Source organism: Aquibaculum arenosum (genome assembly GCF_029222965.1).
Classification (GTDB): Bacteria; Pseudomonadota; Alphaproteobacteria; order Kiloniellales; family DSM-21159; genus Aquibaculum; species Aquibaculum arenosum.
Genome location: NZ_JARHUD010000002.1, coordinates 179,400 through 198,801 on the forward strand (window position 1 = coordinate 179,400; position 19,402 = coordinate 198,801).

Annotated in this window: 16 protein-coding genes; 4 read left to right on the forward strand and 12 right to left on the reverse strand. The window is 64.5% G+C overall.

The features are described from left to right. Positions 1-27 precede the first annotated feature (27 nt). The 7 genes from P2G67_RS03740 to P2G67_RS03770 form a co-directional block, all read right to left on the reverse strand. Positions 28-1,194: a M20 aminoacylase family protein gene (locus P2G67_RS03740; protein ID WP_275820167.1), complete on the reverse strand. Its 1,167-nt coding sequence runs from the start codon at positions 1,192-1,194 to the stop codon at positions 28-30. A gap of 150 nt (positions 1,195-1,344) precedes the next feature. Beyond that, positions 1,345-3,024, reverse strand: a complete 1,680-nt coding sequence (locus tag P2G67_RS03745; RefSeq protein ID WP_275820169.1) for an ABC transporter ATP-binding protein — start codon at positions 3,022-3,024, stop codon at positions 1,345-1,347. 3 nt (positions 3,025-3,027) lie between these two features. Continuing rightward, positions 3,028-3,912 carry an ABC transporter permease gene (locus tag P2G67_RS03750; protein WP_275820170.1) on the reverse strand — a complete coding sequence of 295 codons (885 nt, stop codon included), beginning with the start codon at positions 3,910-3,912 and terminating at the stop codon, positions 3,028-3,030. Continuing rightward, positions 3,912-4,853: an ABC transporter permease gene (locus P2G67_RS03755; protein WP_275820172.1), complete on the reverse strand. Its 942-nt coding sequence runs from the start codon at positions 4,851-4,853 to the stop codon at positions 3,912-3,914. The genes P2G67_RS03750 and P2G67_RS03755 overlap by 1 nt, the downstream gene beginning before the upstream one ends. 81 nt (positions 4,854-4,934) lie before the next feature. Continuing rightward, positions 4,935-6,542 (reverse strand): ABC transporter substrate-binding protein, encoded by a 1,608-nt coding sequence (locus P2G67_RS03760; RefSeq protein WP_275820174.1) that lies wholly within the window; start codon positions 6,540-6,542, stop codon positions 4,935-4,937. A gap of 217 nt (positions 6,543-6,759) precedes the next feature. After that, positions 6,760-8,328, reverse strand: coding sequence for a cisplatin damage response ATP-dependent DNA ligase (locus P2G67_RS03765; RefSeq protein WP_275820176.1), 1,569 nt, complete (start codon positions 8,326-8,328; stop codon positions 6,760-6,762). Next, positions 8,325-9,350 carry a ligase-associated DNA damage response exonuclease gene (locus P2G67_RS03770; RefSeq protein WP_275820178.1) on the reverse strand — a complete coding sequence of 342 codons (1,026 nt, stop codon included), beginning with the start codon at positions 9,348-9,350 and terminating at the stop codon, positions 8,325-8,327. The genes P2G67_RS03765 and P2G67_RS03770 overlap by 4 nt, the downstream gene beginning before the upstream one ends. A 119-nt stretch (positions 9,351-9,469) precedes the next feature. Here P2G67_RS03770 and P2G67_RS03775 point away from each other — a divergent pair, with 119 nt between their 5' ends. After that, complete coding sequence (locus tag P2G67_RS03775; RefSeq protein ID WP_275820180.1) at positions 9,470-9,883, forward strand: HIT domain-containing protein; 414 nt, start codon at positions 9,470-9,472, stop codon at positions 9,881-9,883. Beyond that, on the forward strand, positions 9,880-10,803 hold the full coding sequence (locus tag P2G67_RS03780) for a pseudouridine-5'-phosphate glycosidase (protein WP_275820182.1): 924 nt from the start codon (positions 9,880-9,882) through the stop codon (positions 10,801-10,803). Before P2G67_RS03775 ends, P2G67_RS03780 begins: the two co-directional genes overlap by 4 nt. An 8-nt stretch (positions 10,804-10,811) precedes the next feature. Here P2G67_RS03780 and P2G67_RS03785 read toward each other — a convergent pair whose 3' ends face one another. The 5 genes from P2G67_RS03785 to P2G67_RS03805 form a co-directional block, all read right to left on the reverse strand. Further along, positions 10,812-11,693, reverse strand: a complete 882-nt coding sequence (locus P2G67_RS03785; RefSeq protein WP_275820184.1) for a DUF1194 domain-containing protein — start codon at positions 11,691-11,693, stop codon at positions 10,812-10,814. A gap of 7 nt (positions 11,694-11,700) precedes the next feature. Next, complete coding sequence (gene recJ / locus P2G67_RS03790; protein WP_275820186.1) at positions 11,701-13,449, reverse strand: single-stranded-DNA-specific exonuclease RecJ; 1,749 nt, start codon at positions 13,447-13,449, stop codon at positions 11,701-11,703. 62 nt (positions 13,450-13,511) lie between these two features. Next, positions 13,512-14,486, reverse strand: coding sequence for a class II fructose-bisphosphatase (glpX, locus tag P2G67_RS03795; protein ID WP_322099639.1), 975 nt, complete (start codon positions 14,484-14,486; stop codon positions 13,512-13,514). Positions 14,487-14,544: 58 nt separating this feature from the next. Continuing rightward, positions 14,545-15,837: a homoserine dehydrogenase gene (locus P2G67_RS03800; RefSeq protein ID WP_275820190.1), complete on the reverse strand. Its 1,293-nt coding sequence runs from the start codon at positions 15,835-15,837 to the stop codon at positions 14,545-14,547. Between the two features lie 185 nt (positions 15,838-16,022). Next, positions 16,023-16,790 carry an OmpA family protein gene (locus tag P2G67_RS03805; RefSeq protein ID WP_275820192.1) on the reverse strand — a complete coding sequence of 256 codons (768 nt, stop codon included), beginning with the start codon at positions 16,788-16,790 and terminating at the stop codon, positions 16,023-16,025. 225 nt (positions 16,791-17,015) lie between these two features. Here P2G67_RS03805 and P2G67_RS03810 point away from each other — a divergent pair, with 225 nt between their 5' ends. Together P2G67_RS03810 and P2G67_RS03815 are read left to right on the forward strand one after the other, a co-directional pair. Then, positions 17,016-18,845, forward strand: coding sequence for a PHA/PHB synthase family protein (locus tag P2G67_RS03810; protein ID WP_275820194.1), 1,830 nt, complete (start codon positions 17,016-17,018; stop codon positions 18,843-18,845). 14 nt (positions 18,846-18,859) lie between these two features. Beyond that, positions 18,860-19,387 carry an EF-hand domain-containing protein gene (locus P2G67_RS03815; RefSeq protein ID WP_275820197.1) on the forward strand — a complete coding sequence of 176 codons (528 nt, stop codon included), beginning with the start codon at positions 18,860-18,862 and terminating at the stop codon, positions 19,385-19,387. The last annotated feature ends 15 nt before the right edge of the window (positions 19,388-19,402 follow it).

Consider the following 19,402-nt stretch of genomic DNA (forward strand, 5'->3'; position numbering starts at 1 on the left):
CTGGTTTCTGGACTTGTTGGGGACTGGTCAGGCCGCCTGCAGGCGGCGCTCAACGATCCGCGCCATGATCGAAGCGCCGATCGGCAGAATGCCGTCATCCACGAAAAAGCCTGGGTTGTGTAGCGGCACGTCTCCGCCGTGACCGACACGGCAATAGGCGCCGGGCACCACCTTCAGCATGTCGGCAAAATCTTCACTGCCGGTCGCATACTGCTCGGATTCCAGCGCATTCTCGGCACCCACCACATCGGCCGCGGCTTCCAGATAGGCTTGGCCGAATTCCGGGTCGTTCATGAGCACATCGAAAATGTTACGAAGGTCCACCTCGATTCTGACCCCATAGGCCGTCTCCATGCCCGCACAAAGCTCATGGATGCGCTGGTGGGTCATCTCACAGGCTTCGTCCGAGAAGTAGCGGATCGTGCCAGAGACCGTCGCCGTGTTGGGCACCACATTATAAGCTGAGCCTGAGTGGATTTGCGTCACCGACAGGACCAACGGCACGGCGGGCGCACGATTGCGGCTAACGATGGTCTGAAGCTGTTGCACCAGTGCTGTCGCCACGATGATAGGGTCCTGGCCCTGGTGCGGCATGGCGGCATGGGCACCGGTCCCTTTGACGGTGAGGTCGAAGAAGGTTGCCCCTGCCATGGCGGCCCCGGGCTTCAACCGCACCTGACCCACCGGACTCGTCGGATCGTTGTGCATTCCGTAAATCTCGTCGCAGGGAAAGCGCTCGAAGAGTCCCTCTGCGAGCATCCGCCGAGCACCACCGAGGCCTTCCTCCGCGGGCTGAAAGATAAGATGCACCTTGCCGGCGAACTCGCGCGTTTCGGAAAGGTAGCGCGCCGCGCCCAGCAGGATCGCCGTATGGCTGTCATGCCCGCAAGCGTGCATCTTGCCCTCATGCTTGGAGGCATAAGGAAGGTCCGTCGCCTCCTGAATGGGCAGGGCGTCCATGTCGGCGCGCAGGCCTATCGCGCGATTGCCGGGATGCTTTCCCTGGATGACACCGACGACGCCAGTGCCCCCGATCCCCCTGTGCACCTCGTCGACGCCCCAGGCTTCCAGCTTGTCCGCCACCAGGTTGGCTGTCCGCGTTTCCTCAAAGCCCAGCTCGGGGTGGGCGTGAATGTCATGGCGAATGGCACGCAGCTCTTCAGCGAATTCCTGTATTCTGGACAAAACAGGCATCTCATCTTCCTCTCTTCATGACGCCGCCGCATCAGCCGGCCGCTTCTAACAGTCTTCCGCTCCCCGGGGTGGGCGAAGGCGTCCCAGTGAAGGAACCCACGGCATACGCCGTCGGCCGCAGGCGTCAGCGCCGTTCTGGCCCTTCCCAACTCAAGCCGATTGGAGCTCACGAAAGTTGGCAAAGTCCCAGCCCCGTCCCGGCGCCGCGTCGGTCAGGGCGCGGGTGTAGGCGTCACGCGGGTTGGCGAGAACGTCGCCGGCGGGGCCATATTCGACAATCTTGCCATTCTGCATCACCAGGATGTCGTCGCAAATCTGCGCCGCCACCCGCAGGTCATGAGTGATGAAGAGAATCGCGACCCCGAGCTTCTCTTGGATGTCCGCCAGAAGTTCGAGCACCTGCGCCTGAATGGATACATCCAGCGCCGAGACCGCTTCGTCGGCCACCAGAACGTCGGGCTTCATTGCCACCGCACGTGCGATGGCGATCCGCTGGCGCTGCCCACCGGAAAACTGGTGCGGATAGCGGCCGAGCGCTTCGCGGGGCAGGCCGACCAGTTCCATCAGGTCACCCGCCTGCTGCATGGCCTCTTGCCGCGACGCGCCATAATTCACTGGCCCTTCGACCAGGCTGCGCCCAACCTTCCAGCGGGGATTAAGTGAGCGGAAGGGGTCCTGGAAAACAATCTGGATGTGGCGACGATGCGGCCGCAGTGCCTGGCGGGATAGCTGCGCGATCTCGCTGCCTGCGACAACGATCTGCCCGTCGGTCGGCTCGATAAGGCGCATCACACAGCGCGCCACCGTGGATTTTCCGGAGCCGCTTTCACCGACGATGCCCAAGGTTCGGCCCCGGGTAATGGCGAAGCTGACATCTTCCGCTGCGAGCGTCCCTTCGCCCCGCCGGAAAAAGCCGCGCCCACCATAGACCTTTCGCAGCTTTTGCACCTGAAGAACCTTTTCACCCTGGCTCTCTGGCTCACTTAGCGTCTCTGGGCGCTCTTGCCGCGGTATCAGGCTGGGGACCGCCTTCAGCAGCTTACGGGTGTAGTCCTCGCGCGGCTGCCGCAGGAGTTGTTCAACCGGCGCCTGCTCCACCACCTGACCGTCCTTCATCACGTGCACCGAGTCCGCTATCTCGGCAACCACTCCCATGTCGTGAGTGATGAAGAGCACTGCCGTGTCCTGCTTTTCCTGCAACTCGGCAATCAGTTTCAGGATCTGCCCCTGGGTCGTGACGTCGAGCGCGGTCGTCGGCTCATCGGCGATCAACAGCTCGGGCTCCAGGATCAAGGCCATAGCGATCATGATGCGCTGGCGTTGTCCTCCGGAAAGCTGGTGGGGATAGGAGGCATAGACCCGACGCACATCCGGCAGGTGCACTTGCTCCATGATGGCCAGCACGCGCTCCTGGCGCGCTTTCTGCGGCAGGTCGCCATGGACTTTCAGTACTTCCTCGATCTGGTCGCCAACCCGCATCACCGGATTCAGCGCCGTCATCGGCTCCTGAAAAATCATGGCCATGTTGCGGGCGCGCGCCGCACGCATCTCCTTTTGCGTTAGCTCCAGAAGATTGCGGCCACTCAGCGTGATGCCGCCGCCGGTCACACGCAGCGCATCCTTCGGCAGAAGGCCCATCACCGCCAGCGAAGTCACCGATTTTCCCGAGCCGCTCTCCCCCACCAGACAGGCGGTTTCTCCGGCGCGAATCTGGAGGCTGACCTGGTTCAGAATAGGCGCCACCTGAGGTTGGTTCGGCAAGCGAACTGAGAGGTCGCGCACATCCAGAACGACCTTGTTGTTCGAGAAGTCGCGAGAATTGAACCGCATGGGTCAGGCCTCCCGCTTCTTCAGGCGCGGATCCAGCAGATCGCGGGCCGTATCGCCGATCAGGTTGATCGACAGGATGCACAGCGAAAGCATAAGGCCAGGCCAAAAGATCAAGCCTGGGTTGAGTTGAAAGTAGCTTCGTCCCTCAGCCATGATGTTGCCCCAGGTGGGGATCTCGGTACTCACGCCTGCGCCCAGGAAGGACAGGATGGCTTCGATCAGGATCGCCGATGCGCAGATGTAGGTCCCCTGAACGATCAGCGGCGCCATGGTGTTAGGCATGAGATGCTGGATCAGAATCTTGGGCATGCTCGAACCCAGCGCTGTTGCGGCCTCCACATAGGGCTCCTCGCGTGCGCTGAGGACCACGGAACGCACGAGGCGTACCACACGCGGAATCTCGGGGATTGTGATGGCGATGATCACGGAGCCGATGCTGGCGCCACTGAGCGCAACCAGCGCAATCGCCAGCAGTATGGCCGGGATGGCCATGAGACTGTCCATGATGCGCATGATGATGGCGTCCGCTGTGCGGAAGAAACCAGCGATCAGACCTATGATGAGTCCGAGCGCGATGCTCACGAGCGCCGCCCCCACGCCGATCAGCAGCGAAACCCGGCCGCCATAGAAAACCCGGCTGAACATGTCCCGTCCATAGGGGTCCGTCCCCAGCAGATACTCCGACGAGGGCGGCTGCAGGCGTTTGGTTGCCTCCATCGCCAGCGGATCGTGGGTCACGAAGAGCGGCGCCAGCAGCGTCGCCAGCACAATGGCAAGCAGGAGCAGTCCAGCAATGATCGGGGCAGCGCCCAGGCGCCAACGGCGCGGCAGCGACAGAGCGCCCAGCAACCATTGCGACGAAGAAGCAGGTTGTACCGCCTTTTCCATCAGTAGCGGATCCTCGGGTCGATAAGGCTGTAGGACAGGTCGATCAGAAGATTGACGAGCACGTAAATTCCGGCGGTCAGGAGAATCATTGCCTGAATGACCGGGTAGTCGCGCGCCAGGATGGCATCGACCGTCAGCCTCCCGATTCCGGGTATGTTGAAGACGCTTTCAGTGACCACCACCCCGCCGATGAGCAAGGCAAAGCCGATGCCGATAATGGTCATGATTGGCACGGCGGCGTTGCGCAGCGCATGGCGAAAGAGAACGTCACGCTCCGACACACCCTTGGCCCGGGCGGTGCGGATATAGTCCTCGTTCAAGACCTCCAGCATGCTCGCGCGTGTCATGCGGGCGATCAGCGCGATGTAGATTGTCGCCAAGGTCAGGGCCGGCAGGATTGCTCGCTGAAAAAAGCCCAGCAGATCTTCACTCGGAGCCGTATAGCCCTGCACTGGAAGCCATCGCAGTTGCAGGGAGAAGATGCTGATAAAGATATAGCCGATGACGAAGACGGGGATCGAAAAGCCCAGCACGGAAAAAGTCATGACCAGGTAGTCGGCCCAAGTCCGGTGCTTCCAGGCGGCGATTACACCCATCGGGACCGCCAGCATGACTGAGATGAATATGGTCAAAAGAGCGATGTTGATCGTCGGATCGATGCGCCGCTCGATCATCGTCCAAACGTCGGTGCGCGAAATCAACGACGTGCCCAGGTCGCCCTGAAGCAGTTGACCCATCCAGGTGATGAACTGGACATGGAGAGGGTCGTTGAGACCCAGTTCCGTGCGGATGCGATCGATCTGAGCCGGGGTGGCCGCATCTCCCGCCAGGATGGCCGCTGGATCGCCAGGGGAGAGACGCAGCATCAAGAAAACGATGACCGCGACGATCAGCAATACGGGTAGAATCGCTAGAATGCGCCGGATGATATAGCCAAGCATCAGGAAAGAATTTCCTCAAGAACGTCAAGCTTGAGCGGCAAGCGGCGGCCGGCATTGCTGCCGGCCGCCCGTGCACATGCCTCAGTCTTCTTTTTTGACGTTCCAGAAGACCGGGACTGGAGCGGGAATGATCCCGCTGATGTTGGTGCCAGTGGCCTGCGGGAAGAAGTACTGGCCAAGCGGCACATAGAGCACCTCATCCAGGGCATGCGCCTGGATCTTGCGCGCCACTTCCGCCTGCTCTTCCGGGCTGGCGGCCGCGACGTAGTCCGCCCGCAGCGCCTCGACCGCCTCGTCCTCTGGCCAGCCGAACCAGCCGTCATCACCGCGGCCGTTCAACATCACGTTGATCAGCGGGTCCGCGACTTCAGGCAGCATCCAGTTGGTGAAGAAGATGTTCCAGCCGCCCTCGGACGGCGGGTCCATGCTGGCGCGGCGCGTGACCACGCTCTGCCAGTCCATCGGTTGCAAATCGACCACAAAGCCGGCGTTCCGCAGGGCCTGCGCCGCCACCACAGGCTGATCGTTCAGCGTGACCACATCCGTCGGCGCCATCAGCACGACCGGCGTTCCGTCATAGCCCGCCTCCTCCAGAAGCTGGGCTGCCGCTTCCGGGTCACCGCCGCTGGTCAAACTCTCGGAGCCTGTCTCGTCGGCCAGCGGGGTACCGCAACCGAAGATGGCGCCGCAGAGTTCATAGTACTCCGGGTTGCCGACCATGGTGGCCAGCACATCTTCCTGGCTCAGAGCCAGCAGCGCCGCCTGGCGCAACTTCTTATCGTCGAAGGGCGGGTGCTTGAAGTTCATGCGCCCCATGGTCTGATAGCCAAGAGGATCACGCCGCTCGACAACCACATCCGGGTTGCTCTCGACCATCGGCAGAAGGTCCACCTGGACCTGCTCGATGTAGTCAATCTCACCGGCGCCAAGCGCGTTGATGGCGGTCTGCTGGTCCGCCATGTTCACCCAGACTACGCGATCGACATAGACGTGCTTGCCGCCCGCCATCCAGCTGGGTTCTTCATCGCGCGGCACATAGTCATCAAAGCGCTCATAGACCACACGCTGGCCGGGATCGAACTCATCTTCAACGAAGACGAAGGGACCCGAGCCGATATGCTCCTCGATGGGGGTGTCCGCCGAGGTCTCCGCCACGCGCTTGGGCATGATGAAGGGAGGCAGCGCCGACTGCTTGGAGATGACGGAAATCAGCGGCTCGAAGGGTTCAGAGAGAGTCCAGGTCAGGGTCTTCTCATCAGTCGCCTCAAGGCTTTCGGTCACATCGAAGATAAGCTGACCACCGGAATCCCGCTTGCCCCAACGGTTGAGCGAAGCCACGGCGTCTTCAGCGGTCACCGCTTCCCCATCGTGGAACACCAAGCCATCGCGCAGGGTAAAAGTATAGGTGAGGCCATCATCGGAGACCTCCCAATCGGCCATCTGTGGCTGCGGCTCGAAGTTCTCGTCCTGCGCCAAGAGAACGTCGTAGATCATGTATGCATGGTTGCGGGTGATATGCGCCGTGGTGATGACAGGATCGAGAACCCGCAGCCCGGAGTGCATGACGCCGGTGATGGTCTGGGCCTCCGAAACAGCCGGTGTGAGCAGCGTTGCAGCCAACAAGGCACCGGCAGCGATACCACCGCCACGCCGCAACAGCCTGCTCTTCAGGTTCAAGGCTTCAGTCATCCATATACCTCCTTCGGTTCATGTATTTCAGGCTGCTTTCCCGCAGCTTTCAGGCGGCAGCACACCGTCCAAGCCGACCAAGGAAAGAGCCTGCCATGCCATTTCCCGCAAGGCAAACAACTCTGGAAGCAGGGCAGTATGAGCAAGGATGGCTGCTAAGTACGCAGCGCGATCCACGGTGCACTCAGACGTAAGGGCCCGCGGGTCGCCTCCACGATCAGGCGATCATCGCACGCAGCCGCTCCAGCGGGTCTGCCTCGCCGGCCGGCTTGTCCCAGCGGATGCGGGCGATGCGGGGGAAACGCAGGGCGATGCCCGACTTGTGACGGCTGGAGGGCTGGACCGCATCGAAGGCCACTTCCAGTACCAGTCCTGGCTCGACAGCCCGCACGGGCCCGAATCGATCGACCGTGTGGTCACGCACCCACTTGTCGAGGCGCTTGAGCTCCGAATCGGTGAAGCCGCTGTAGGCCTTGCCAATGGGCACCAGCGTTCCCTCCTCGGTCCAGGCGCCGAAGGTGTAGTCGGAGAAGAGCGAGCTGCGCCGCCCGTGACCGCGCTGCGCGTACATGAGCACCGCATCAACCGTCAGCGCATCGCGCTTGAACTTGTACCAATGGCCCTTCGGCCGGCCGGCAAGATAGGGGCTGGCCGCCCGTTTCAGCATCAGCCCTTCGACGCCGCTCGTGCGCGCCTCCCGCCGTAAGCGCTTGAGCTCCGCGTGGTTCTCCACGACCACCAGCTCCGAAAGGTCCATGAGCGCCGGCCGGTGGCGGGCATACCAGGCCTCCAGCCGTGCCCGCCGCTCGGAGAAGGTCAGGTGCCGCAGGTCTTCCCCGGCGTCGATTAGCAGGTCGTAGAGCCGAAGATGTGCCGGATGCGAGCGCTGTAGCTTGGCTGTCGGTGCCTTGCGTCCCAGTCGTGTCTGCAGCTCGTTGAAGGGCGCTGGCGCGCCCTCGCGCGCGACCAGCAGTTCTCCGTCAAGCACGGCATCGAAGCCAATATTCTGCAGCAAGTCCGGGAAAGCCGGACCAATGTCTTCGCCCGTGCGGCTGAAGAGGCGGCACTCCCCCTTGTGCGCCACCAGCTGCGCGCGGATGCCGTCCCACTTCCACTCAGCCAAGAACTCTCCCAGAGGAAGCGCGTCGACCTCCGCTTCCTCCAGGGGATGGGCCAGCATCAAGGGCCGGAACAGCGCCGCTTCGGCCACCTCCGGCTGAGGTGCCCGGCCTTCTAGCCAGGCGAAGAGGTCGTCATAGGGCGGGCGCAGGCCGTGCCAGAGTTCCTCAATTGCGCCCGCATCCTGACCGCCAAAGCTTGCCAAGGCCGTCTTCGCGAGCCGCTCGGACACGCCGACGCGCAAGCCGCCGGTGATGAGTTTGAGCAGTGCCCAGCGCCCGGTGGGATCGAGCGCATCCAGCCAGCCGGCGAGCAGCGTGGGAACTTCGGTGCGGCCGGCCTCCTGCAGTGTCTCCACCACCTCCGCCAGCCCCGGCTCGCGGTTGGCACCCCGGCGTTCGGGCCAGAGCAGCGCTGCGGTTTCCGCCAGATCGCCCACATAATCGTAGGACCAGCGGAAGAGAACGGGATCGCAGCGCTCCTCGATCAAGGCCCGAATCATGGCCGGCTTGGCGCCCGGGAAGGTCAACCCGCCGGTCAGTGCCGCCAGGGCCCAGCCCCGATCCGGGTCGGGCACCCGGGCGAAGTAATCGCCGATGAGGCGCAGCTTGATGCTGCGACGCGGCGTGAACACCAGCCGGTCCAACAGCTCGGCGAAGTCCCTCATGGCAGAGCGTCCTGCTCCTCCTCGCCGCGACCAATCAGCGAAAGTGCCCGCGCCCGCATCCCCTCGCCCCGGGCCCAGTGGATCAAGGCCTCCTCGCTGCCATGCGTCACCCAGACCTCCGGCGCGCCGACCTCGCGCAGGGTCTGGGTCAGCTCATCCCAGTCGGCATGGTCCGAAATCACCAGCGGCAGCTCCGCGCCCCGCTGGCGCGCCCTTTGCCGCACCCGCATCCAGCCCGATGCCATGGCGGTCAGGGGATCAGCGAAGCGTCGTAGCCAGCGATCCGCCAGCGCGGAGGGCGGTGCCACGACAATGTCGCCCGCCAAGTCCGCCTCCGCTCGCGTGGCCGAGCGGAGCGGCCCCAGATCAACGCCCTGTTCTTCGTAGAGTTGGCAGAGCGGCTCCAGTGCGCCGTGCAGGTAGACCGGGCGATCCCAGCCCGCGTGGCGCAGCAGCGCCAGAAGCCGCTGCGCTTTGCCCAGGGAGTAGGCACCAACCAGATGCGTGCGCTCGGGAAACAGGTCCACCGAATGCAGCAGGCGGCGCACCTCCTCATCGGCCGGAGGATGACGGAACACCGGCAGCGCGAAGGTGGCTTCGGTCACAAAGACGTCGCAGGGCACCACCTCGAAGGCGGCGCAGGTGGGATCGGGCTGGCGCTTATAGTCGCCCGAAACCACCACACGCCAGCCACCCCACTCGATCACGACCTGAGCGGAGCCGAGCACATGGCCCGCGGGCACGAGCCTGACAGTGACCGGACCCAGAGAGAGCCGCTGATGATAGGCCAGGGGATGCAGGACTGCGCCGGCGCGCTCCCCGTAACGCGCCTGCATGATGGCGAGGGTCTGGGGCGTGGCGATGACCGCAGCGTTCCCCGGGCGGGCATGATCGGCATGACCGTGCGTCACCACGGCACGCTCCACGGGGCGGTGCGGATCGATGAAGAAATCCCCGGGCCGGCAATAGAGGCCGCGCGGAGTGACTTGGAGCCAGTTTTCGGGGTGGGCTTCGCGGGACATGAGCCTTCAAATAGGGATAGACGCCACTCACCACCATAGTCCGGCACACTTCGGCTTGCGTTGCGCCCGGTGAAGCGGCCAAGCTGCGCACCCGACCGCAGTCTTCCACAGGAGGCTCCATGAACACGTCGTTCGAACTGCACCCTGATCTCGCCCGGGACGGCGTGGAGGTGGGGCACCTGCGCCTGTCGCGGCTGCTGCTGATGAAGGAAGCGCGCTGGCCCTGGCTGGTTCTGGTGCCCGAGCGAGCTGAGATGCGCGATCTGCACGACCTAGAGCCGCTCGACCAGTACCGGGTCTGCGACGAGATCACCGCCTGCTCCGAGGTGCTCAAACGTCTTTACGCCGCGCAGAAGATCAACGTGGCGGCGCTCGGCAACATGACGCCACAGTTGCACATCCATGTCATCGCACGCTTTTCCAAGGATCCGGCCTGGCCCAAGCCCATCTGGGGCGCATTGCCGATGCAGCCCTATCCCTCGGCTGCACTGGAGGCCCGCGTGCATGAACTGCGCCAGGCCCTGAACCTATGAGCCGGCTGCTGCGCATCGGCGAGGAGGTCCAGGCGGCGCTTGCCGAAGGGCGCCCCGTGGTGGCGCTGGAATCCACGGTCATCGCCCACGGGCTGCCCTGGCCGGACAGCCTGGACGCGACCCAGGAAATGCTGGAAGCCGTGCGCAGCGGCGGCGCCGTGCCGGCGGTGGTGGGTGTGACCGCCGGCCGTCTGGTCGTCGGCCTGGAAGCGGGAGACATCGAGCGCTTTGCAAAGCATGGCCGACAGGTGATCAAGGTGAGCCGCCGCGACCTGGCGCGCGCCCTCACCGAAGGCTGCGACGGGGCGACCACCGTGGCCAGCACCATGATCGCCGCCGCAATGGCCGGCATCAGGATATTTGCAACCGGTGGCATCGGGGGCGTGCATCGCAGCGCCGAGGGCCAGGGCGACAGCTTCGATGTGTCCGCCGACCTTTACGAACTCGCACGCACCCCGGTCTGCGTCGTTTCGTCCGGCGCCAAATCGATCCTCGACCTGCGGCGCACACTGGAAGTGATGGAAAGTCTCGGCACGCCGGTTGTGGGCTATGGTACCGACAGCTTCCCGACCTTCTACTCCCGCGACGCCGCCCTGCCCGTCACCATGCGAGTGGACTCGCCGGAGCAAGCCGCCAGTTTGCTGTCTGCGCAGTGGGAACTGGGACTGGGCGGGGTGCTGCTGGCCAATCCTGTGCCGGAGAGCATGGCGCTGCCCACGCAGACCGTGGAGGCCTGGCTGGAGGAGGCGCTCGCAGCCGCACAGGCCGAGAAGGTGGCCGGCCCACAGGTGACACCCTTCCTGCTCAGCCACCTGCATCGACGCAGTGAAGGTCAAACGCTCAAAGCCAATCGCGCCCTGCTGATCGACAATGCCCGGTTGGCGGCGCAAGTGGCGACCTGCTGCAGCCAGCAAGGCTGAGCCCCCGTTCAGCGGGGGGAGGTTTGCGCCCTGCCCGCTGGCTCGGGCGCGCAGTCCGCACCGGCCGGCGCATTCAAGCGGCAGTTCTGCCAGGCCAGCAACAGGCCTTCCCCCTCGGGCGCCTGCTGCGCTATGGGTGGGCCGGCCATCTCACGCACCAATTTGAGGCGCATGGCGCGGCCGAAGTCCTCATAGTTTACTGCACTCAGAACGAAGGCGCCCGGCCCGCCGACGACATTGTCACGGTAATAGAGGTCCAGGCCCGGTTCTTCATTGAGGATCGCCAGACCATTGACCGTCACGCCGGCGGCCACGGCCGCGTCGCGTCCGGTTTGTGTGGCTATGCCCTGATTGATCCGCCCGTCTCCGGAGACGTCGATCACCTGGCGCATGCTTTGGTAAGGAGCGCTGGCGAGGAACCGGGTGGAAAAGCGCAAAGCATTGCCAATGGCCGTGCTGCCACCATCGACATAGCGCGGCGCGGCCTGCACCGCGGCAGCGAAGGCAGCAGCAGTCGCGGGATCGTAAACCAGACTCCAGTCCACCGCGACGACCTGTTCGTTCTGGCTGCCCCACTGCACCAGCGCCACAGCCATCCCGCGGTCCCCCACGCCGCTGATCGCACCCTGCACCTCGGGGTCGCGGAAAGCATCCGCGATGCCGTTCATTTGCAGATCGAACTCGTAGGCATTGACCGAAGAGGAGGCGTCCACCGCCAAGACAAGCGCGAGGTCAACGGGAGCCTGGGCCCGCAGGGGCTCGGCAAGACTTACACTCAGCAGGACCAAGAGAAAAAGGACGCGCAGCGAGATCATGCCACCAGTATAGCCGGCCAGATGCGCCGGCAGCAGTCCGTTTCCGAGAAGGCGGGCAAGAAAAGGAGGCCGCAACCCCCGTTCATTGAGCCAGCGCGGCGTCATCCACGATGAGCTGCACCGCCTCTGCCCCGGTCCAGGCATCGGCGCGCAGCTTCCCGGCGAGATGCACCAGTCGGCCCTCGGCACCCCGGTGCAGGGCTTCTCCGAGCGGGCTCTCGAAGGCACGGAACGCAATGGCCTTCACTTTTCCGCCGTCCTCCCCTTGGGCGATCATCCGCAGATGATTGCCGTCTGCGCCCACCGGGTCGGCCTTGACCAGGCGCAGGTTGGGCAGGGCCCAGCGCGGCTCGGGATTGGCCGTCCCGAAGGGCGCCAGGCGTTCGAGCGCCTGCAGCAACCCATGATGTGCGCCACGCGGCGCCAGCGCACCGTCGAACCCCAATGCAGGGCGATAGGCGATGCGGATCAGTTCCTCGCCCAAGCGCTCCTCAAGAAAGGCGCGCAGGACGGGAATGGCGTCATTCGCCACGGTCAGGCCGGCGGCCATGGCATGGCCGCCGCCATTGACCAGCAGCCCCGCCTGGCGCGCCGCGATGACCGCCGCACCGAGATCGAGCCCCGGCACCGAGCGCCCCGAGCCCTTCGCCAGGCCGTCGTCCTGCATGGCCAGCACCAGGGCGGGCAGGCCGTAGCGTTCCTTCAGGCGACTGGCGACGATGCCGATCACACCGGGGTGCCATCCGGGTCCCGCCACGAACACCACACCCTGCGGCGGGGATGCCGTTTCAACCTGCTCGATCGCCTGGGCCAGAACCTCCGCCTCGATCTGGCGCCGCTCGCGGTTCCAGGCATCGAGCTTGGCCGCGATTGCCTCCGCTTCGGCTCGGTCATCCGTCGCCAACAGCCCGGCGCCCAGGGCGGCCTCCCCCACCCGTCCGCCCGCATTCACCCGCGGGCCGAGCAGGAAGCCCAGGTGATAGGCGCCCGGCCGTTCATCGAGGCCCGCCACATCGCAAAGCGAGCGCAGGCCGGGATTGTGTCGGCTGGCCATGATCTTGAGACCCTGGGAAACCAGGGCGCGATTGAGACCGGTGAGCGGCACCACATCGCAGACCGTGCCCAGGGCCACGATGTCCAGCCACTGCAGCAGGTTCGGTTCCGCACGCCCCTCGACGTACCAGCCCGACTGCCGCAGCGTTCGGTTCACCGCCACCACCAGCAGGAAGGCCACCCCCACGGCGGCGAGATGGCCCAAGCCGCTGTCGTCGTCGAGACGGTTCGGATTGACCACCGCCACAGCCGGCGGCAAGGCCGGCTCAGCCGCATGATGGTCGACCACGATCACTTCCAGTCCGGCATCCCTGGCAGCAGCAAGAGGCTCATGGGCAGTGATGCCGCAGTCAACGGTTATGACAAGGTCGACACCCTCTTCCTTCAATTGCAGTAGCGCCGCACTGTTCGGGCCATAGCCCTCGCGCAGGCGGTCGGGCACGTAGATGCGCGGATCAACCCCGACGGAGCGGAAGAAGCGGTGCAGCACGGCGGCGGAGGTTGCGCCGTCCACATCGTAGTCGCCGAAAATAGCCAGCCGCTCACCCTTGCGGATCGCCGCAGCCAAGCGATCCGCCGCCGCCTCCATATCCTTCAGGCAGTAAGGGTCCGGCAGCTGGTAGCGCAGGCTCGGCTCCAGAAAGACTTCCGTCGCCTCCTCAGCCACGCCGCGGGCCACCAAGGCACGTGCCACCGGCTCCGGGAGCCGCAGTCGTTGGGCCAAGCCCAGCGCTGCGCGCTCATCCCGGGAACGCAGCTCCCAGCGCTTGCCAGTCAACGAGCGTTCGACGGCCAAAAAACAGGGCCGCCGCTCATTCGCCGGCGAGTCGAGCGTCAGACTCACAGATTGCCTATCTGATCGTACCAGGTCTTGCGCGTGAAGTTGTGCTCGGTCTCGACCAGCCGCACCGTGCCGGAGCGCGAGCGCATGACCAGGGAGTGGGTCATGGCGCCACCGGGGAAGCGGCGCACACCGCGCAGCATCGAACCATCGGTCACGCCAGTGCAGGCGAACATCACGTCCTCGCCGCTGGCCAGATCCTCCAGCAGATACTTGCGATCAAAGTCGGTGATCCCGGCCTTGCGGGCGCGAGCGCGCTCATCATCGTTGCGGAAGATCAATCGCCCCTGAAACTGTCCGCCAATGGCGGTCAGCGCTGCCGCAGCCAGCACACCCTCGGGTGCGCCGCCGCTGCCCATGTAGAGGTCAACGCCAGTGTCGCCCCGGCTGGTCGCAATCACCGCCGACACGTCGCCATCGCCGATCAGCATGATCCGCGCGCCTGCTGCGCGCACCTTGGCGATTAGGTCTTCATGGCGCGGTCGGTCGAGGATGCAGACCACCAGGTCCTCCACATCCATCTTTTTGGCCTTGGCAAGTTCCTTGAGGTTTTCCTCCGGCGAGGCATCCAGGTCGACCACCCCGTCCGGCAGCCCGCCGCCTACGGCAATCTTGTCCATGTAGACGTCCGGCGCGTGGAGAAATCCCCCCTCCCCCGCCAACGCGATGACCGCAAGCGCATTGGGGCCGCCCTTGGCCGTGATCGTGGTCCCCTCCAGCGGGTCCAGCGCAATGTCCACCTTGGGACCGCCGCTGCCGACCCGCTCACCGATGTAGAGCATCGGCGCCTCGTCGCGCTCACCCTCACCGATGACCACCGTGCCGTCGATGGTCAGGCTGTTCAGGCCTGCGCGCATAGCTGTGACCGCTGCCTGGTCGGCCGCCTTCTCATCTCCACGCCCCATCAGGCGCGCTGCAGCCAAGGCCGCCAACTCTGTTGCGCGCACGACTTCCAGGGCAAGGTTGCGATCCAGGGTGCTCACTGTTCTTTCCTCCAACTCTCGTTCTTGATCTCAGGCTTAATCTTTGGCGTCACGGTTGTTCGATGCGGATCATGCGCGGAGTTTCCAGGCAGCTCTTGAGCGCCTCGATCCGGGCCAGGGCCTTGGCCATCTGCGCCTCTCCGGTCTCGTGCGTGACGATGACCACGGGCACTGCCTCGCCCGGCGCCCGGCCGCGCTGCAGCATGGCCTCCACGGAAATATCTTCGTCGCGCAGGGCAGCGGCCACGTCGGCGATGACGCCGGGGCGGTCGACCACCAGCAGGCGCAAATAGTAGGCGCCGCGATGCTCTGCCATAGGCAGGGTGGGCAAGCTTTCCAGCGCCGTTGCCGAAATTCCGAAGGTCGGCAACTGCGCCCCGCGGGCGATGTCCAGCAGGTCCGCGGCAACGGCCGAGGCGGTGGGACGTTCCCCGGCACCAGCGCCTTCAATCATGATCCGTCCGACAAAATCGCCCTCGGCATGCACGGCGTTGAACACTCCTTCGACGCTGGCGATGGGGGCGCTCTTCGGCACCATGCAGGGATGGACGCGCTGTTCGATCGCGCCATTGCGACGCTGGGCGATGCCCAGCAGCTTGATGCGGAAACCCAACTCCTCGGCATAGGCGATGTCGATCGCACTGACGCGGCGGATGCCTTCCACCTGGATCGCATCGAAATCGACCTCGCAGCCGAAAGCGAGGGCGGTGATGATCGCAAGCTTGTGCGCCGCGTCCACGCCATCCACGTCAAAGCTGGGATCAGCCTCGGCGTAACCCAGTTTCTGCGCCTCATCCAGAACCTCGCCGAACTCGCGCCCAGTTTCGCGCATAGTGGTGAGGATGTAGTTGCAGGTGCCGTTGAGGATACCTTGCACCCGAGTGACCCGGTTGCCCGCCAGTCCCTCACGCAGGGTTTTGATCGCGGGAATACCGCCGGCCACTGCGCCCTCGTAGGCCAAGGTGACGCCCTTCTCCTCAGCAATCCGCGCCAGGGCTGTGCCGTGGTGGGCGATCAGGGCCTTGTTGGCGGTGACCACATGCTTGCCGGCGCTTAACGCCGTTGCCACCACCTCGTAAGCCACACCTTCCGACCCGCCGATCAACTCCACCACCACGTCGAGTTCGGGATCCTTTGCGAGTGAGACCGGATCCTCGTACCAGCGCGCCCCTTCGAGGCTCAGACCCCGGTCCTTGCGGCGGTCGCGGGCTGAAACAGCCGATACCAAAAGCGAACGGCCGCAACGCTGCGCCAGCAGGCTTCCATTGGTCTCGATCAGTCGGCACAGACCGCCCCCGACCGTCCCCAATCCCGCCACGCCGATCTTCATCGCACCCGTCACCACAGCATCCTCTTTCTCAAGCGATTCATGTTCCGGCAGGGATAGCGCGTCTCGCCGTCCGGCGAAAGCAATAGCGGCACGTTGAAGCAAGCGTGGGACGCGCCTTCAACACGCACACGCCATCCGTCTCGGTGAGGTCGGCATGGCATCGCGCTGCAGCGGAGGCCCTCGTCCCAGCCCAAAGCTTAGAAGAGGTAGATCTCCACCCGCTGATTGGCGATTTCGCCGCTGGGCATGGATTCTTGATAGAGCTGCGCGTCGGCACCCATGGCCTGGGCAAAAAGCGCGCCTGGCGCCACACCGGCATCGCGCAGCGCCCGGGCAACGGCATCAGCGCGACGCTGGGATATGTCATAGTGCAGTTCCAACTGCCGCTCCCGCGCCATCTGGGCCGTACGGGCCGAGGCATGCCCCACCACAAGGAGGTTTGCCCCCCGCTCCTGCTGCAAGCGGGCCACATCGTCCAGGATTGAGCGATCGCGGGAATCGAGCGAGTCGGAGTCGCGAGCGAATTGGATGACGGCTGCCAGTTCTGCTCCCTCACGCTGGGCGCCGCTTGGGCGCTCCGCCTGCTGGCTTGCCTGGGCTTGATTGCTGCCGGAGAGATCAGTCCCAGCGTTCGCTGCAACCTGACGGCCCTGGGCACGTGCGCGATCATTGCGCAGTTCCTGCAGGAGCCTTTCACGCTCTTCCGGCGGCGTCACCGCCGGCGCCTGTGTGGGCACGGAGGTCAGGGGCGGTGCGGTTTCCTCAGCCACCGCTGACTCGTCCACGGCAATGCGCTGCGGGCGGGCCTCCTCCGACCCGAAGAGTCCCCCGGTACAGCCGGTGAGGAGCAGCGTGCCCAGTAGGATGCCGCACGCCCTTTGCACCATGCCACTCGTAGGCACGCGCCCAAGCGATCCGGCCTCTGCCACGAGCGGCGTGATACTGCGGAACGTCCCTAAGGCCATCTTCATCTCCGTGTTGCCCTGCCAACTTCTTACGGCATGGCCGGGGGTGAGGGAAGGCAACGAACCGGCGTTCTCAAGCCCCTGCACGCAGGTGAGGGTGTCAAATGCCGGCTGCCAAAATGCTAACGCCCCTGCGAACGGACGGTTGCAGCCGCGATTTCACTGCTCATATCGAGTGGACTGGTGTTGAATGGCTACTCGCAATCGGAGCATAAGGAAGGGCCAATGGCCGAGCAACAGGGCACGAACGAGGGACAAGGCCACCTGCCGGACCCGGTCGCAACCGCAAAAACCATGGCCGAAATTGCCGAGCGTAGCCAAAAGATCGTGAGCGCGTTCCTTGAGCGGCAGGCGACTCAGTCGAAAGAGCCTCCCGCAGCGGACCCGCTGAACATCGGCAGCGCCTTCATGGAGATGACGGCGCGCATGATGGCCGACCCGGTACGGCTCATGCAGGCCCAGGCCAGCCTGTGGCAGGACTACATGCGGCTGTGGCAGTCCACGACCTTGCGGATGATGGGTCAGGAAACGGACCCGGTGGTGTCGCCGGAGCGTGGCGACCGTCGCTTCAGGGACCCGGCCTGGGAGGACAATCAGCTCTTCGACTTCATCAAGCAGTCCTATCTGCTCACGGCCCGCTGGATGCAGGCCCAGGTGCAGGAGGTCGAAGGTCTCGATGCCAAGTCCGCGCAGAAGGTGGACTTCTATACCCGGCAGTTCGTCGACGCCCTTGCTCCCAGCAATTTCCTGATGACCAATCCCGAAGTGCTGCGGGCGACCGTGGAATCCCGCGGAGAGAACCTGCTGGAAGGCTTACAAAACCTGCTGGACGACCTGGAGCGCGGCAAGGGCGAGCTCGCGATCTCCATGACCGATCACGAAGCCTTCACGGTGGGCGAAAACATAGCGGTCAGCCCCGGCAAGGTCGTCTTCCAGAATGACCTCTTCCAATTGATTCAATACACGCCCTCAACGGAAAAGGTATACAAGCGGCCGCTGCTGATCGCGCCCCCCTGGATCAACAAGTTTTACATCCTCGACCTTCGCGAGAAGAATTCCTTCGTGAAATGGGCGGTGGAGCAGGGGCACACCACCTTCGTCATCTCCTGGGTGAACCCCGATGAGCGTCTCGCCGAGAAGTCTTTCGAGGATTACATGGTCGAGGGTCTCTTCGCCGCCATCGACGCCGTCGAGCAGGCAACGGGCGAGCCGGAAATCAACCTCATCGGCTATTGCCTGGGCGGCACCCTGCTGGCCGCCACGCTGGCCTATCTGCACGCCAAGCCCGCCGACAAGCCCGGTCCGGACATCAAGCGGATCAAGAGCGCGACCTTCTTCACCGCGCTGACCGATTTCACGGAATCAGGCGAGTTGGGAGTCTTCATCGACGAGGAGCAGCTACAGGCGCTGGAAAAGCGCATGGAGGAGAAGGGCTATCTCGAAGGTTCCGCCATGGCGACGACTTTCAACATGCTGCGGGCCAACGACCTGATCTGGTCCTTCGTGGTGAACAACTATCTGTTGGGCAAGGACCCCTTTCCCTTCGATCTGCTGTATTGGAACAGCGATTCAACCCGCATGCCCGCGGCCATGCATTCCTTCTATCTGCGCAAGATGTACCAGGAGAACCTGCTGGCGCAGCCTGACGGCCTCTCCTTGCTCGGCGTGCCCATCGACCTGCGCCGCATCAAGACGCCGATTTTCATGCTCTCCACCCGCGAGGACCACATCGCCCCCTGGAAATCGACCTATGCCTTGACGCAGATGGTCTCAGGTCCGAAGCGCTTCGTGCTCGCGGCCTCGGGTCATATCGCTGGCGTGGTCAATCCCCCTGCTGCGGGGAAGTACAGCCACTGGGTCAATACCCGCTGCCCCAAGACGCCCGACGAGTGGCTGGAGGGCGCCAAGGAAGAGCCGGGCTCCTGGTGGCCACTCTGGGGCACCTGGGTCGGAAGCAAGGGCGGCGCCAAGGTGCCGGCCCGCCAGCCCGGCGACGGCAAGCTCTCCCCCATCGAGGATGCGCCGGGCTCCTACGTGAAGGTGAAAGCAAACTGACGAAGTCCGCCGCCATGAGAGCACTCCTGCGGCGCCTTGCGGCGTTGCCCGTCCTGTTTGGCCTTGTTGCGGGCACGGCAAGCGCTCAGGACCCGCCCACGCCCGACGTGTTCCACCAGTTCGTCGCCATCGGCAGTCTGCTCTGCACCGAAGCACCATCGCGCGATTGCCTGGATCACGGCTGGCAGTTCGCCGATGCGAACGGCGACGGCCATCTCGACCTTGCCGAACTTCAGGCCGTGCGCAGCGGCTTTCTCGACTGGTCCGGCAACATGCAGGACAGTCTGTCCGGCAAGCAGAGAACCGTACTTCACCTCTCCCGCGGTCTGGCACGCATCGCGCCGCTCTCCAGTGTGTTCTCCCTCTACGACACCGACGGGGACGGCCGTCTGAGCAAAGAGGAACTGACAGCGGATGTGCAACTGGACGAGCGGCCCATGGCACAGGTACTGATGGACCGCGAAGCAACGGACTGGGCGGCCATTCGAGGACGTCTAGGTCGCGCCGCCACCCTGCTGCAGTTGCTCGGGGCCCCCGAGTAGAGCCCTCTCGCCATC

Excerpts from the sequence above, each read along its gene's own strand:
- P2G67_RS03740 (WP_275820167.1), bottom strand. The coding sequence starts at position 1,194 with ATGCCTGTTTTGTCCAGAATACAGGAATTCGCTGAAGAGCTGCGTGCC.
- P2G67_RS03745 (WP_275820169.1), bottom strand. The coding sequence starts at position 3,024 with ATGCGGTTCAATTCTCGCGACTTCTCGAACAACAAGGTCGTTCTGGAT.
- P2G67_RS03750 (WP_275820170.1), bottom strand. The coding sequence starts at position 3,912 with ATGGAAAAGGCGGTACAACCTGCTTCTTCGTCGCAATGGTTGCTGGGC.
- P2G67_RS03755 (WP_275820172.1), bottom strand. The coding sequence starts at position 4,853 with ATGCTTGGCTATATCATCCGGCGCATTCTAGCGATTCTACCCGTATTG.
- P2G67_RS03760 (WP_275820174.1), bottom strand. The coding sequence starts at position 6,542 with ATGACTGAAGCCTTGAACCTGAAGAGCAGGCTGTTGCGGCGTGGCGGT.
- P2G67_RS03765 (WP_275820176.1), bottom strand. The coding sequence starts at position 8,328 with ATGAGGGACTTCGCCGAGCTGTTGGACCGGCTGGTGTTCACGCCGCGT.
- P2G67_RS03770 (WP_275820178.1), bottom strand. The coding sequence starts at position 9,350 with ATGTCCCGCGAAGCCCACCCCGAAAACTGGCTCCAAGTCACTCCGCGC.
- P2G67_RS03775 (WP_275820180.1), top strand. The coding sequence starts at position 9,470 with ATGAACACGTCGTTCGAACTGCACCCTGATCTCGCCCGGGACGGCGTG.
- P2G67_RS03780 (WP_275820182.1), top strand. The coding sequence starts at position 9,880 with ATGAGCCGGCTGCTGCGCATCGGCGAGGAGGTCCAGGCGGCGCTTGCC.
- P2G67_RS03805 (WP_275820192.1), bottom strand. The coding sequence starts at position 16,790 with ATGGCCTTAGGGACGTTCCGCAGTATCACGCCGCTCGTGGCAGAGGCC.
- P2G67_RS03810 (WP_275820194.1), top strand. The coding sequence starts at position 17,016 with ATGGCCGAGCAACAGGGCACGAACGAGGGACAAGGCCACCTGCCGGAC.
- P2G67_RS03815 (WP_275820197.1), top strand. The coding sequence starts at position 18,860 with ATGAGAGCACTCCTGCGGCGCCTTGCGGCGTTGCCCGTCCTGTTTGGC.